This is a genomic window from Microbacterium sp. ZW CA_36 (genome assembly GCF_044987475.1).
Lineage (GTDB): Bacteria > Actinomycetota > Actinomycetes > Actinomycetales > Microbacteriaceae > Microbacterium.
The window spans coordinates 1-12,224 of sequence record NZ_JBJDRL010000007.1 but is presented as its reverse complement, the minus strand read 5'-3'; the positions used below and the strand labels follow the sequence as shown (position 1 = coordinate 12,224).

Here is a 12,224-nt window from a genome sequence, read left to right as displayed (position 1 = left end):
CGTCACACCTCCTCGGGGGCGGGGGCGAACCCGTCGAGGTACGCACCGAACCACTCGCGCTGCTCGTCGATCCCCGAGTGGGGCTCGGCGTAGACGTTGTCGAGCACCGTCAGCGGTGCGCGGGTCGTGGCGGTCATCGCGGCTTCGCGGACCCCGGCGGCCAGCGCATCGGCATCAGCCTCGACCGTGCCGATGAACGCCTCGTCGAACTCGCCGCGTGCGCGCAGCAGGGCCTCGAGCCGCGTGATCGGGTCGCGGCGACGCCACTTCTCGACCTCCTCCTTGTCGCGATAGCGCGTGGGGTCGTCGGAGGTGGTGTGCGGGCCCATGCGGTACGTCACGGCCTCGATGAAGGCGGGGCCCTCGCCGCGGCGGGCCATGTCCAGCGCCCAGCGCATCGCTGCGAAGCACGCGAGCACGTCATTGCCGTCCACGCGCATGCTCGGGATGCCGAACCCGGGCGCCCGGCCGGCGATCGGGAACTTCGCCTGCACCGAGACGGGCTCCGAGATCGCCCACTGGTTGTTGGTGCACACGAAGACGACGGGCGCCCCGAAGGAGGCGGCGAAGACCATCGCCTCGTTGACGTCGCCCTGGCTGGAGGCACCGTCGCCGAAATAGGCGACCGACACCTGGTCGGTGCCGTCGCGCTGCACGCCCATGGCGTAGCCCACGGCGTGCAGCGCCTGCGCGCCGATGATGATCTGCTGCGTGGCTGTGTTGATGTCGTAGGGGTTGTACGTCGAGTGCTCCTCGCCCCGCCAGGCGAGCACGAAGTCCGAGGGCTTGCCACCACGCGCGTAGACCACACCCGTCTCGCGGTAGCTCGGGAACGCGAAGTCGTCGGCGCGCAGCGCCCGCGCGGTGCCGATCTGGGTCGCCTCCTGCCCCTGGCAGGGCGGCCAGAGGCCGAGCTGGCCCTGCCGCTGGAGTGCGACGCCCTCGGTGTCGATGCGTCGCAGCAGCACCATGTCGCGGTACAGACCGCGCAGTGTGATGGCGTCGACGTCGGCGACCCAACGATCGAGCTCGGGGTCGGCGATGCGCTCGCCGTCGGGTGTCAGCAGTCGCGCGACATCGTCGATGTCGGTGGCGAGATCCGCTGTCGGGGTCAGGGTGTGCGTCATCGTCATCACTCCTCGTTGCGGGCTCCCTCGTGAGGAGCCGCTTCGCGTCCGCCGGCTTCGTCGCCGGCTACCTCGAGGCTACGTCTGCATCGCACCTCGCTCAAGCATCCGTGCTCTGCTTGAGCATGTTGATAAGTCATGACCACCCAGACCGTGCTAACGTTTCGCACTATGAGTGCCCTCGATCACGTCGACCTGGAGCTGCTGGCAGCGCTCTCCGCCGATCCCCGCGCGACCGTCGTCGCACTCGCCGAACGGCTCGGCCTCTCACGCAACACGGTGCAGGCGCGCATGTCACGGCTGGAGAAGGCGGGAGTGTTCCTGTCGTATGAGCGGGCGATCTCTTCGGCGTCGCTGGGGTTTCCGATCGAGGCGTTCATCAGCGTCATCGTGCGCCAGGCGGATCTCCCGCGCATCGCCGTCGAACTCGCCCGGGTGCCCGAGGTCGTGCAGGCGCACGGCCTGTCGGGTCAGGTGGACCTGCTGGTGCGGGTCGCCTGCCGTGACACGCAGCACCTGTTCGACACCGACGCCCGCATCCTCGCCATCGAGGGCGTCGAGCGCACCGAGACGTCACTGGTGATGGGCGAGGTCATCGCCCACCGCGTCACGCCCCTGATGGACCTGGCTCGACGCGATTAGGGCGTGTCTGACAAATCCTCCGCCTGAAACGATGGCGACGTTCAGGACCGCGACCTCGATCACTCAACGTCTGAGGATGCGGGCATCATGGAACGATGAGCGCCCGATCGGATCGTCTGCCGGTCGTGCTGCTGCATGGCTGGCCGGTGACCGAGGAGCATTGGCGACACCTGCTCCCCCTCCTCGACCAGGCGGGCTTCACCACCGTTCCGATCACCCTGCCAGGTCTCGGCGCGAAACCCGACCAGCGCCCGAGCTTCCGCAAGGCCGACCTTGCGCACTGGCTGAGGGATGTGCTCGCTCGACGCGGGATCACGCGTTTCGCGTTGATCGGCCATGACTGGGGCGCCACGGTTGCCGTATTCCTCGCCGCCGAGCTGGCTTCCGCAGTGACCGCGCTTGTCGTCGAGGAAGAGATCCTCCCCGGGATCGACATCGACATCCCCGCGCCGGGCCGTGACCATTACCCGACATGGCACGGACCCTTCAACCGTGCAGCCGGTCTCGCAGAACGCCTCGTCCCCGGACGCGAAGCCGCCTACTACGGCGTGTTCCTCCAGCAGAGCGCAGGCCCGGCGGGACTCGATCCCGCCACGATGCGTTCGTACGTCAACGCATATTCCGCACGGGGCGTTCTGGAAGCAGGCCTCGGCTACTATCGCACCCGCAGCGATGATCTCGGCGACGTCCAGGCCCTCGTCACGAACCAGGTCGCAACACCAGTGCTCGCGATCGGCGGGCGCTTCGCATTGGGCTCCGCCGTTGCCGACGGTGTGCGTCCCATCGCCAGGGACGTGACCAGTCTCGTTCTCGATGACTCCGGTCATTACCCACTTGAACAAGAGCCTGAACCAGCCGGGCGCGCTGTTGTCCAGTTTCTTCGCCGGCACAGTTCGACAACTGCCGCGCGCGGGCGATGACAGCGTTGCGGCCCAGGGCTCCCTCTCAGGAGAGCACAGCCGCCTCACCGCGTGGGTTCGCGGTCGACGATGCGTCAGCACGCACGAGCACGACGCCCACGAGGATCAGCGCCCCACCGGCGAACTGGATCGGTGCGGGCACCTCGGCGAGGAAGATCCACGCGAACATGAGGGCGAACAGCACCTCTGACAGCCCGACGAACGACGCCAGACGAGAGCCGATGCGCGGAACCGCCATCACGCCGAACGCGTAGCCGAGCGTCGTGGCGACGGCGGCCACCCAGAGCAGCGGCATCCACCACGGCACCGCGGTGCCGGCCAGCACCACCGAGACGGCGGGGGCCTGGAACGGCATGATGCCGGTGGCGCAGAGCACCCCCATCACGAGCGCGCCGGTCAGCAGGCCGCTCGCCGCCAGCGCCAGCGGTGGCAGGTCGTCGCCGGCGCGCTCGGAGATCACGAAATAGGCGCACACGCAGACGGCCGCCGCGAGTGCCAGCAGGGTGCCGATCAGATCGAACGACGCGCCCGAGATGTCGACGACGAGCACGAGGCCGACGATCGCGACCAGCGATCCCCACAGCACGAGCGCGGACGGTGCCCGCCGGGTGCGCACCCACACGGCGACCACCAGCATGACCGGCGCGAGGTACTGGATCAGCAGCGCCACGGCCACCGGCATCCGCTGCATCGCGGAGAAGAAGAAGAGCTGGCAGCCGAGCACGGGCATGAGACCGAAGCCGACGATGAGCCGCCAGTGCCGGCGCAGGAAGCCGCGCTGCCGCTTCATCGCCAGGAAGAGCGCCGGCGACAGCACGAGGCCGGCGACGCCCATGCGTACGAGCAGCGCCGCACCGAGCGACCAGCCGGCTTCGAGGAGCGGCTTGATGAACGGCCCGCTCGACGAGAACGCGAGCGCCGAGGCGACGCCCATGATCAGGCCGGTGGTGCGCAGTCGTGCGCTCGAGCCGGGCGCCGAGCTCGGAAGGGCGACGCGAAGCGACGCGGTCGAGGTCATGGGCGCATCCGACTGTCAGGAGTGAAAGGTGTTTACACTGGTGACAGTACCGGACCGGCTTGTCAGGAGTCAACGTGGTTTTCATTCATGACACGGAGCAGAACCTGCGCGCGGCGTCGTACCTGGTGAACACGCTGCCCGGCTACGACGACGAGGACACCCTCACCACCCTCGAGGACTTCGAGGACTACCTGCGCGTCAACCCGTACACGGGGCTCATCCGGCGCGACGCCGCCGAGCTCGCCGCCCTCCGCGACGTCCGGCCGCGCCTTCGGCAGCTGTGGGAGGTCGACCGCGACGGCGCCGTGCCGCTGGTCAACGAGATGCTCCGCGACGGCAGGGCACTCCCCCGCCTGGTCATCCACGACGGATTCGACTGGCACATCCATGCGACCAGCGACGACGCTCCGCTGGCAACCCGGGTGCTCGTCGAGGCGGCGCTGGCGTTCGTCGACGTCATCCGCGCCGACGAGTACGACCGCGTGCGGATCTGCGCCGCGGACGACTGCGACGGCGTCTACGTCGACTTCTCGAAGAACGGCTCGAAGCGCTACTGCGACATCGGCAACTGCGGCAACCGCATGAACGTCAACGCGTATCGGCAGCGGAAGGCGCGACGAACCGCGTGATCGCGCCGGCGGCGGCCGCCGGCGTCTCGTAGTGGATCAGGTGCCCGACGTCGGGGATCTCCACGAGCTGCGCGTCCGGGAACATCGTCGCCAGGCGTCGCTCCGCCTCGATGGGCGTGATGTCGTCGCGCTGCGCGGCCACCAGCAGGGTCGGCTGGGCAATGCGCGGCGCGAACGCGCGCACGTCGTTCGACACCGACGCGAGGAACGCGTCGTGCAGCACGTCGCGGTCGGCGAAGCGCGAGAAGTAGGTGTCGTGCTGGTCGTGCACGAATCGTCGGATGCCGGGGTCCTTGGTCTTCGCCATCGACACGCTCATCACGCGCACGATGAGGCCGTTGCGCAGCAGCGCGTCGCCGAGCCGCTTCGGAAGCCTCGCCCCGGCCCAGTAGTAGAAGACGGCGAGCCGGGTGAGCACCCCCCGAGGACCCTCGAGCGCAGGCGCTCCGATGGGGTTGACCAGGATGACCCGCGGCGTCTCGAGGCCGCCCGCGACCGCGGCCGCCACGACGATGGAGCCGAAGGAGTGGCCCAGGATCACCGCGCCCGGCGCGACCGCCCCGGCGAATTCGCGCAGCCACTCCGCGAAGAGGCCGAGATCGTGCCGTCGCCCCGGCACCGGCGCGGTCTCGCCGAATCCCGGGAGGTCGGGCGAGATCACGCGCACCGCCGGAAGGTGCGCGACCACCGGCTCGAGTCCGTGATGCTCGCCCCGGAAGCCGTGCACCGCGACGATCGTGACGGCCGCATCGGCGGGGCCGTAGACCCAGTACGCCGTGACGCCGCCCAGCACGCCGACCTCGCGGCGCTCGACAGGGATCTCGTCGAGGAGAGGTGCGTACGGGTTCGGCGCGGTCACCCATCGAGTCTACGAGTCGCACCCGGGCCTCGCCTGTGCGCGGTGCGCCTGTGCTCCGATGTCGGAGGCGACGCATACCGTGATCGGCATGAGCCGCCCGCATCCCGAACAGCTGCCGCTGTGGGATGTGCCGGACTGGGTGCGCATGATCGGGGTGTTCGATCTCGAGACGACCGGCGTCGACGTCACCGCGGATCGCATCGTCACGGCGCACGTCGGGCTGCTGGATGCCGCCGGCCGGGTCATCCGCGCGCGCGACTGGCTCGCCGATCCCGGCGTCGAGATCCCCGAGGGCGCGAGCGCGATCCACGGCATCTCCACCGCACAGGCGCGTGCCGAGGGGCGCCCGGCGGTCGACGTCGTGGCCGAAGTGGTCGAGGCCGTCCGTGCTCTTCTGGACGCCGGCATCCCCGTCGTCGCCTACAACGCGCCGTTCGACTTCTCGCTGCTGAAGTACGAGTCGCTGCGCCATGGCGTCGTGCCGATCGAGAACCCTTCGCCGGTCATCGACCCGCTCGTCGTCGACAAGGCGTACGACCGGTGGCGAAAGGGCAAGCGCACTCTCCAGGTCGTCGCGGCGCACTACGCGGTGCGGCTGGATGCGGCGCACGAGGCGTCGGCCGATGCCGTGGCCGCCGGACGCGTCGCACAGGCGCTCGCCGAGCGCTTCGCCCCGTGGCTTCCCGACACCGTGCACGAACTGCACACCCGGCAGATCGGCTGGGCGCGGGCGCAGGCCGAGAGCCTCACCGAGTACTTCATCGGCATCGGCCGGCTGGATCCCGACGAGCAGCTCGACGGCCGCTGGCCGATCCGCTGATCCGTCGCAGGATCGCGCGATCGCCGGGCGGTCCGAGAAACACAGAAGACCCCGCCGAAGCGGGGTCTTCTGATCCGGGGCGGGCCGGTGATCGATCGGCGCCGGAGCGGGCGGGCTTACTTGGAAGCGCCGCCGAAGTTCTTGAAGCGCTGGTTGAACTTCTCGACACGACCGGCCGAGTCCATGATGCGCTGCTTGCCCGTGTAGAACGGGTGCGAGGCCGACGAGATCTCGACGTCGATGACGGGGTACTCGACACCGTCGAGCTCGATCGTCTTGTCGCTGGTCACCGTCGAGCGGGTGAGGAAGGTCTCGCCCGAGCCGAGGTCACGGAACACGACGGCCTGGTAGTCCGGGTGGAGGTCAGTCTTCATGATGGTCCTTTGAGGGTGGTGCCCTGGATTTTGCCAGGGCGGTCAAAGTCTGGGGTGCGAGCGCACCAAAGAAGGATTCTATCAGTCTCGGGCGCGCTTGCCGAACCGGCCCTCGCGGGCCTCAGTGCGCGGCGCGCGCGGCGAAGCGGCCACTGTCCTCGGTGAGGCGGATCGGAACGCCGAACGTGTCGGTCAGCGCCTCGGCCGTGAGCGTCTCGCGGATCGGGCCGGACGCCACCGCCTGGCCGTCGCGCAGCAGCAGCACGTGCGTGAAGCCGATCGGGATCTCCTCCACGTGATGGGTGACCATGATCATCGCGGGGGTCGTGGGCGCCTGGGCGTAGCCGCTCAGCAGGATCAGCAGCTCTTCGCGCGCGCCGAGGTCGAGGCTCGCCGTGGGCTCGTCGAGGAGAAGCAGCTCGGGGTCGGTCATGACGGCGCGGGCGATCTGCACGCGCTTCTGCTCGCCGTCGCTGAGGGTGCCGAACGTGCGATCGGCGAGGTGGTCGAGCTTCCACTCGGCCAGCACCCGCAGGGCGCGCCGCTCGTCGATGTCTTCGTAGTCCTCGCGCCAGCGGCCCAGCACCGAGTACGCGGCCGTCAGCACGACGTTCAGGACCGTCTCCTCGGGCGGCACGCGACGCGCCATCGCGGAGGACGCGAATCCGATCCGCGGCCGCAGGTCGAAGACGTCGGTGCGGCCCAGCCGCTCACCGAGGATCGTCACGGTTCCCGAGGTCGGGTGAAGGAGCGTGTCGGCCATCTGGAGCACGGTCGTCTTGCCGGCGCCGTTCGGTCCGAGCACCACCCAGCGCTCGTCGTCGTTGATGGTCCAGTTCAGGTGATCGACGATGTTCCGGGCGTTTCGGCGGACGACGACGTCGGAGAACTCGAGCACCTGTGGCATGCTCACAGCCTATCGGCCGTCGGCGACGACCTCCGCGTAGAGCTCGGCCGTCTGGTCGGCGATGCGCTGCCAGCTGAAGTCCTCCGTCGCACGCCGGCGCCCCGCGGCACCGTACTCCCGGGCGCGCTCCGGATCGCCGACCACCTCGGTGAGCACGCGCGCGAGATCCGCGACGTACCGCTCGGGATCCGTCGGCGTTCCGGTGCCGTCCTGCACCTGCTCGATGGGCACGAGGCGCCCGGTGACGCCGTCGACGACCACCTCCGGGATGCCGCCGGTCGCCGTGCCGACCACCGCGGCGCCGCAGGCCATGGCCTCGAGGTTCACGATGCCGAGCGGCTCGTACACCGACGGGCACACGAAGGTCGTCGCGGCGCTGAGGATGGTGCACAGCTCGTGGCGCGACAGCATCCGGTCGAGCCAGACGACGCCGTCGCGGGTCTCCTGCAGGCCGCGCACGAGGTCTTCCACCTCCGCCATGATCTGGGGCGTGTCGGGCGCGCCGGCGGCGAGGATCACCTGCACGTCGGCCGGAAGGCGCTCGGCGGCGCGCAGGAAGTAGGGCAGGCCCTTCTGCCGGGTGATCCGGCCGACGAAGACGACCGAGGGACGCGCGGGGTCGATGCCCAGCTCCCCCAGCAGCGCCGGGTCCTCGACGGGGTGCCACGCGTCCACGTCGATGCCGTTGTAGATCACGCGCACGCGGTCGGGGTCCAGTGCCGGATAGCTGCGGAGGATGTCCTCCCGCATGCCGTTGCTGACCGCGACGATGGCCGCGGCGCCCTCGTAGGCCGACTTCTCGATCCAGCTCGATACGGCGTAGCCGCCGCCGAGCTGTTCCGCCTTCCACGGTCGCAGCGGCTCCAGGCTGTGGGCCGTCACGATGTGCGGGATGCCGTGGAGCAGCGACGCCAGCTGGCCGGCGAGGTTCGCGTACCAGGTGTGACTGTGCACGACGTCCGCGCCCGCGACATCCGAGACGATCTCGAGGTCGGTGCCGAGCGTCTGCACCGCCGCGTTCGCGCCTAGGAGCTCGGCGGGCACGCCGTACGACCTCGTCCCCTCCTCGTCGCGCTCGGCGCCGAACGCGCGCACCCGGACATCCATGCGGGAGCGGAGCGCCTTCACGAGCTCCGTCACGTGCACGCCGGCGCCGCCGTAGATCTCCGGCGGGTACTCCTTGGTGACGATGTCGACTCGCATGTGTCGAACGCTAGTACACGGGCCGGAACGCGTCATAGTGTGGGGGCCATGCCAGCTGCACCCAAGGTCTTCGGAATCATCCTCGCCGGCGGCGAAGGGAAGCGGCTGATGCCGTTGACCGCGGATCGCGCCAAGCCCGCCGTCCCCTTCGGCGGCCAGTACCGGCTCATCGACTTCGCGATCTCGAACCTCATCAACTCGGGCCTGCGGCAGATCGTCGTGCTCACGCAGTACAAGTCCCACAGCCTCGACCGTCACATCTCGCAGACCTGGCGGATGTCGGCGCTGCTGGATTCCTACGTCACCTCGGTGCCCGCCCAGCAGCGCCTCGGCAAGCGCTGGTTCTCCGGCTCGGCCGATGCGATCCTGCAGAGCCTCAACCTCATCAACGACGAGCAGCCCGACATCGTCATCGTGATCGGCGCCGATCACGTCTACCGGATGGACTTCCGGCAGATGCTCGCCGCGCACATCGAATCGGGCGCGCGGGCCACGGTCGCCGGCATCCGTCAGCCGATCTCGCTGGCGAACCAGTTCGGCGTCATCGACGTCGACCCCCAGGACCCGGTGCGCATCCGCGAGTTCCTCGAGAAGCCCCAGAACCCCGTCGGGCTCGGCGACGCCCCCGACCAGGTGCTGGCCTCGATGGGCAACTACATCTTCGACACCGACGCGCTGATCGAGGCGGTCGAGTCCGACGGCGAGCTGCCGACGTCGAACCACGACATGGGCGGCGACATCATCCCCTACTTCGTCGATCGCGGCGAGGCCGGCGTCTACGACATGAACCGCAACGACGTGCCCGCATCGACCCCTCGCGACCGGTACTACTGGCGCGATGTCGGAACGATCGACTCGTTCTTCGACGCGCACCGCGATCTCATCTCGACGCTCCCGATCTTCAACCTGTACAACACCGACTGGCCGATCCACTCGCAGTCCGTGAACTCGCCGCCTGCGAAGTTCGTGCGCGATTCGGTCGGCCGCATCGGCAATGCGATCGACTCGATCGTCTCGCTCGGATCGGTGCTTTCGGGCACCCACCTGGAGCGCAGCGTGGTGGGCCCCTGGACGCTCGCCGGCGGCGGCTCGACGATCACCGACTCGGTGCTCTTCGACCACGTCCACGTGGGTGCCGGTGCCCGCGTGCATCGCGCGATCCTCGACAAGAACGTGGTCCTCGACGACGGCGCCACCGTCGGCGTCGATCGCGAGAAGGATCTGGCGCGCGGCTTCACGATCACCGACAGCGGCATCACGGTCGTCGGCAAGGGGTTCCGCGTCGAGCGATGACACGCGGTCGGGCGCGGGGACCGCGTCCCGCTAGCGTGGAAGGGTGCCTGCCGCTGCCGCCCGTTTCCTCGTCGTGCTCGACGCCGACTCGACCCTCATCCGCAACGAGGTCATCGAGCTGATCGCCGACGAGGCCGGGCGCGGCGCCGAGGTCGCGGCCGCGACGGAGGCCGCCATGCGCGGCGAGGTCGACTTCGCGAGCAGCCTGCGCTCGCGCGTCGAGGCCCTCCAGGGCGTGCCGGTCGCCGCGTTCGCACGCGTGCTGGCGCGCATCGAGCCCACCCCCGGGGTGCGCGAGCTCATCGCCGCCGTGCACGACCGCGGCGGCGCCGTGGGCGTCGTGTCGGGCGGGTTCCACGAGATCCTCGACACCGTCGCCCCCGACCTGGGCGTGGACGTCTGGCGCGCGAACCGGCTGGCGACGCGCGACGGCGCGCTGAGCGGGCGCGTCGACGGCGGGATCGTGGATGCCGCGGGCAAGGCCGCGGCGCTGCGCGAATGGGCCGCCGAGCGCGGCGTGCCGATCGCCTGCACGATCGCCATCGGCGACGGAGCCAACGACCTCGAGATGATGGCGGTCGCCGGGCTGGGCGTCGCGTTCAACGCCAAGCCCGCGGTCCGGGCTCGCGCCGACGTGGTCGTCGGGCCGGTCGACCTCGCCGAGGTCATCGCACTGCTGCCGTAGGCGGCGGCTCACCACTCCGCTCGCCTCGCGCGCAGGGGGTCCGGATGTCGGTCGCCGTCGCTACGGTCGGAGGATGCACATCATCCTCGTTCCCGGGCTGTGGCTCGACGCGTCTTCCTGGGGCGAGGTCGCCCCTGCCCTCGAATCAGCCGGCCACCGCACCCACCCGCTGACGATGCCGGGGGTCGGCGCGTCCGGCTCCGAGTCCGCAGGCATCGGCATCGCCGACTGGATCGCCGCGACGGTCGACGCACTCGATCGCCTCGACGGTCCGGTGGCCGTCGTCGGACACTCCGGCGGCGGCAACGTCGCCTATGGAGCGGTGGACGCGCGCCCCGACCGCGTCGGCCACATGGTGTTCCTCGACACCTTCCCGCCGGGCGAAGGCGGCTCCATCTCGGAGTTCCCCGTGGTGGACGGCGTGATCCCGTTCCCTGGCTGGGACTTCTTCGACGACTCCGACGTGGCCGACCTCGATCCGCAGACACGAGCCGATGTCGCAGCTCGCGCGAAGTCGGTGCCCGAGCGGGTGCCGACCGATCCCATCCGGCTCTCCGACGAACGGCGCCGCGCGGTGCCCGCCACGATCATCACCGGCACGGTGCCCGAGGCGCAGATCAGGGAGATCGTCGAGAAGGCTCCGTCGTGGGCGGCAGAACTGGCCGAGCTCGAGAAGCTCGAGGTGATCGAGCTCGGGGCACCGGGCGACCCCACCGGCCACTGGCCGCAGTTCTCCCGTCCCGGCGCGGTCGCCGAGGCGATCCTCCGCGCGATCGGCTGACGCCGGTCGCCGAGCCGGTCGGGCCGCCCGCCGAGCGCAGGACGGCGCGGGTGCGCGCGTGTGGGAGCGGGTCAGTGCCCCATGCCGAGGCCGCCGTCGACGGGGATGACGGCGCCGGAGATGTAGGCCGCGTCGTCCGACGAGATCCACGTCACCACGCCGGCCACCTCGTCGGCCGATGCGAAGCGCCCTGCCGGGATGTTCTTCTTGTACTCCGCCTGCGTGTCCGCCGGGAGCTCCGCCGTCATGTCGGTCTCGATGAAGCCGGGCGCCACGACGTTCGCGGTGATGCCGCGTCCGCCGAGCTCGCGGGTGAGCGAACGGGCGAAGCCCACGAGGGCGCTCTTGGACGCGGCGTAGTTGATCTGGCCGGCGGACCCGTACAGGCCGACGACGCTCGAGATGAGGACGACGCGACCCCATCGCGCGCGCAGCATGCCCTTCGACGCGCGCTTGACGACCCGGAAGGCGCCGCCGAGGTTCGTGGCGACGACGCTGTCGAAGTCGTCCTCGGTCATGCGCAGCAGCAGCGTGTCCTTCGTGATGCCGGCGTTCGCGACGACGATCTCGACGGGGCCGAGCGCGTTCTCGACCTCGGTGAACGCGGCGTCGACGGATGCGGCATCCGTCACGTCCGCTCGTACGGTCAGCGTGCCGGCGGGGCCCTCGCCGGAGCGTGCGGTGACCGCGACCCTGTACCCCTCGGCGACGAAGCGCTCCGCGATGGCGCGGCCGATGCCGCGATTTCCGCCGGTGACGAGGACGACGCGATCGGTGGACATGGTGGCACTCCCGGGGTTGTGGCGGATCCGCACCAGCCTATCGGCGTGGGCGCAGCGCCCCCGGCCCGTTTGACACCCTCGGTGCCCGCTGGGACGCTGGGTCCAGACACCGACGAAAGGCCCGCCGTGAGCGACTCCACTCCTCAGAACCCCGCACCGGAGCCGGGCGCCTACCCGCCCGTTC

Annotated in this window: 14 protein-coding genes; 7 read left to right on the top strand and 7 right to left on the bottom strand. The window is 70.1% G+C overall.

The features are described from left to right. Positions 1-2: 2 nt before the first annotated feature. Positions 3-1,133, bottom strand: coding sequence for a pyruvate dehydrogenase (acetyl-transferring) E1 component subunit alpha (gene pdhA / locus ACI3KX_RS05225; RefSeq protein WP_363357465.1), 1,131 nt, complete (start codon positions 1,131-1,133; stop codon positions 3-5). 165 nt (positions 1,134-1,298) lie between these two features. Here pdhA and ACI3KX_RS05220 point away from each other — a divergent pair, with 165 nt between their 5' ends. Next, the gene (locus ACI3KX_RS05220) at positions 1,299-1,769 is read left to right on the top strand and encodes an Lrp/AsnC family transcriptional regulator (RefSeq protein WP_331907206.1); all 471 of its coding nucleotides are present in this window, start codon (positions 1,299-1,301) and stop codon (positions 1,767-1,769) included. A gap of 95 nt (positions 1,770-1,864) precedes the next feature. Beyond that, entirely contained in the window at positions 1,865-2,689 is an 825-nt protein-coding gene (locus tag ACI3KX_RS05215) for an alpha/beta fold hydrolase (protein ID WP_404908364.1), read from the top strand. A 25-nt stretch (positions 2,690-2,714) separates the two neighbouring features. Here ACI3KX_RS05215 and ACI3KX_RS05210 read toward each other — a convergent pair whose 3' ends face one another. After that, positions 2,715-3,707, bottom strand: a complete 993-nt coding sequence (locus ACI3KX_RS05210; protein WP_404908361.1) for an EamA family transporter — start codon at positions 3,705-3,707, stop codon at positions 2,715-2,717. A 74-nt stretch (positions 3,708-3,781) separates the two neighbouring features. On the opposite strand from ACI3KX_RS05210, the gene ACI3KX_RS05205 reads away from it, so the two are divergent. Further along, positions 3,782-4,336, top strand: coding sequence for a CGNR zinc finger domain-containing protein (locus tag ACI3KX_RS05205; protein WP_349427643.1), 555 nt, complete (start codon positions 3,782-3,784; stop codon positions 4,334-4,336). Here ACI3KX_RS05205 and ACI3KX_RS05200 read toward each other — a convergent pair. Beyond that, a complete protein-coding gene (locus tag ACI3KX_RS05200; RefSeq protein ID WP_363357468.1) occupies positions 4,296-5,195 on the bottom strand; it encodes an alpha/beta hydrolase in 900 nt (299 codons plus the stop codon). The two genes, ACI3KX_RS05205 and ACI3KX_RS05200, sit on opposite strands and share 41 nt — an antisense overlap. An 88-nt stretch (positions 5,196-5,283) precedes the next feature. Here ACI3KX_RS05200 and ACI3KX_RS05195 point away from each other — a divergent pair, with 88 nt between their 5' ends. Continuing rightward, complete coding sequence (locus ACI3KX_RS05195) at positions 5,284-6,015, top strand: exonuclease domain-containing protein (protein WP_404908358.1); 732 nt, start codon at positions 5,284-5,286, stop codon at positions 6,013-6,015. A gap of 116 nt (positions 6,016-6,131) precedes the next feature. Here ACI3KX_RS05195 and ACI3KX_RS05190 read toward each other — a convergent pair whose 3' ends face one another. From ACI3KX_RS05190 to glgA, 3 genes are all read right to left on the bottom strand, one after another. Continuing rightward, positions 6,132-6,389 carry a type B 50S ribosomal protein L31 gene (locus ACI3KX_RS05190; protein ID WP_194415598.1) on the bottom strand — a complete coding sequence of 86 codons (258 nt, stop codon included), beginning with the start codon at positions 6,387-6,389 and terminating at the stop codon, positions 6,132-6,134. Between the two features lie 121 nt (positions 6,390-6,510). Beyond that, positions 6,511-7,296 (bottom strand): ABC transporter ATP-binding protein, encoded by a 786-nt coding sequence (locus ACI3KX_RS05185; protein WP_349427646.1) that lies wholly within the window; start codon positions 7,294-7,296, stop codon positions 6,511-6,513. Positions 7,297-7,305: 9 nt separating this feature from the next. Next, the gene (gene glgA, locus ACI3KX_RS05180; RefSeq protein ID WP_404908354.1) at positions 7,306-8,499 is read right to left on the bottom strand and encodes a glycogen synthase; all 1,194 of its coding nucleotides are present in this window, start codon (positions 8,497-8,499) and stop codon (positions 7,306-7,308) included. A gap of 48 nt (positions 8,500-8,547) precedes the next feature. On the opposite strand from glgA, the gene ACI3KX_RS05175 reads away from it, so the two are divergent. The 3 genes from ACI3KX_RS05175 (at position 8,548) to ACI3KX_RS05165 (ending at position 11,258) form a co-directional block, all read left to right on the top strand. Then, complete coding sequence (locus ACI3KX_RS05175; RefSeq protein WP_363357471.1) at positions 8,548-9,792, top strand: glucose-1-phosphate adenylyltransferase; 1,245 nt, start codon at positions 8,548-8,550, stop codon at positions 9,790-9,792. A 43-nt stretch (positions 9,793-9,835) separates the two neighbouring features. After that, positions 9,836-10,477 (top strand): phosphoserine phosphatase SerB, encoded by a 642-nt coding sequence (gene serB / locus ACI3KX_RS05170; RefSeq protein WP_363357472.1) that lies wholly within the window; start codon positions 9,836-9,838, stop codon positions 10,475-10,477. A 73-nt stretch (positions 10,478-10,550) separates the two neighbouring features. Continuing rightward, the gene (locus ACI3KX_RS05165) at positions 10,551-11,258 is read left to right on the top strand and encodes an alpha/beta fold hydrolase (protein WP_404908350.1); all 708 of its coding nucleotides are present in this window, start codon (positions 10,551-10,553) and stop codon (positions 11,256-11,258) included. A gap of 71 nt (positions 11,259-11,329) precedes the next feature. Here ACI3KX_RS05165 and fabG read toward each other — a convergent pair whose 3' ends face one another. Next, positions 11,330-12,040 (bottom strand): 3-oxoacyl-ACP reductase FabG, encoded by a 711-nt coding sequence (fabG, locus tag ACI3KX_RS05160; RefSeq protein WP_404908348.1) that lies wholly within the window; start codon positions 12,038-12,040, stop codon positions 11,330-11,332. Between the last annotated feature and the right edge of the window lie 184 nt (positions 12,041-12,224).

What these genes read in the sequence shown, in the direction of transcription:
- ACI3KX_RS05185 (WP_349427646.1), bottom strand. Translation starts at nt 7,296, where the DNA reads ATGCCACAGGTGCTCGAGTTCTCCGACGTCGTCGTCCGCCGAAACGCC.
- ACI3KX_RS05195 (WP_404908358.1), top strand. Translation starts at nt 5,284, where the DNA reads ATGAGCCGCCCGCATCCCGAACAGCTGCCGCTGTGGGATGTGCCGGAC.
- fabG (WP_404908348.1), bottom strand. Translation starts at nt 12,040, where the DNA reads ATGTCCACCGATCGCGTCGTCCTCGTCACCGGCGGAAATCGCGGCATC.
- ACI3KX_RS05175 (WP_363357471.1), top strand. Translation starts at nt 8,548, where the DNA reads ATGCCAGCTGCACCCAAGGTCTTCGGAATCATCCTCGCCGGCGGCGAA.
- ACI3KX_RS05210 (WP_404908361.1), bottom strand. Translation starts at nt 3,707, where the DNA reads ATGACCTCGACCGCGTCGCTTCGCGTCGCCCTTCCGAGCTCGGCGCCC.
- glgA (WP_404908354.1), bottom strand. Translation starts at nt 8,499, where the DNA reads ATGCGAGTCGACATCGTCACCAAGGAGTACCCGCCGGAGATCTACGGC.
- ACI3KX_RS05165 (WP_404908350.1), top strand. Translation starts at nt 10,551, where the DNA reads ATGCACATCATCCTCGTTCCCGGGCTGTGGCTCGACGCGTCTTCCTGG.
- ACI3KX_RS05220 (WP_331907206.1), top strand. Translation starts at nt 1,299, where the DNA reads ATGAGTGCCCTCGATCACGTCGACCTGGAGCTGCTGGCAGCGCTCTCC.
- pdhA (WP_363357465.1), bottom strand. Translation starts at nt 1,133, where the DNA reads ATGACGATGACGCACACCCTGACCCCGACAGCGGATCTCGCCACCGAC.
- ACI3KX_RS05215 (WP_404908364.1), top strand. Translation starts at nt 1,865, where the DNA reads ATGAGCGCCCGATCGGATCGTCTGCCGGTCGTGCTGCTGCATGGCTGG.
- ACI3KX_RS05190 (WP_194415598.1), bottom strand. Translation starts at nt 6,389, where the DNA reads ATGAAGACTGACCTCCACCCGGACTACCAGGCCGTCGTGTTCCGTGAC.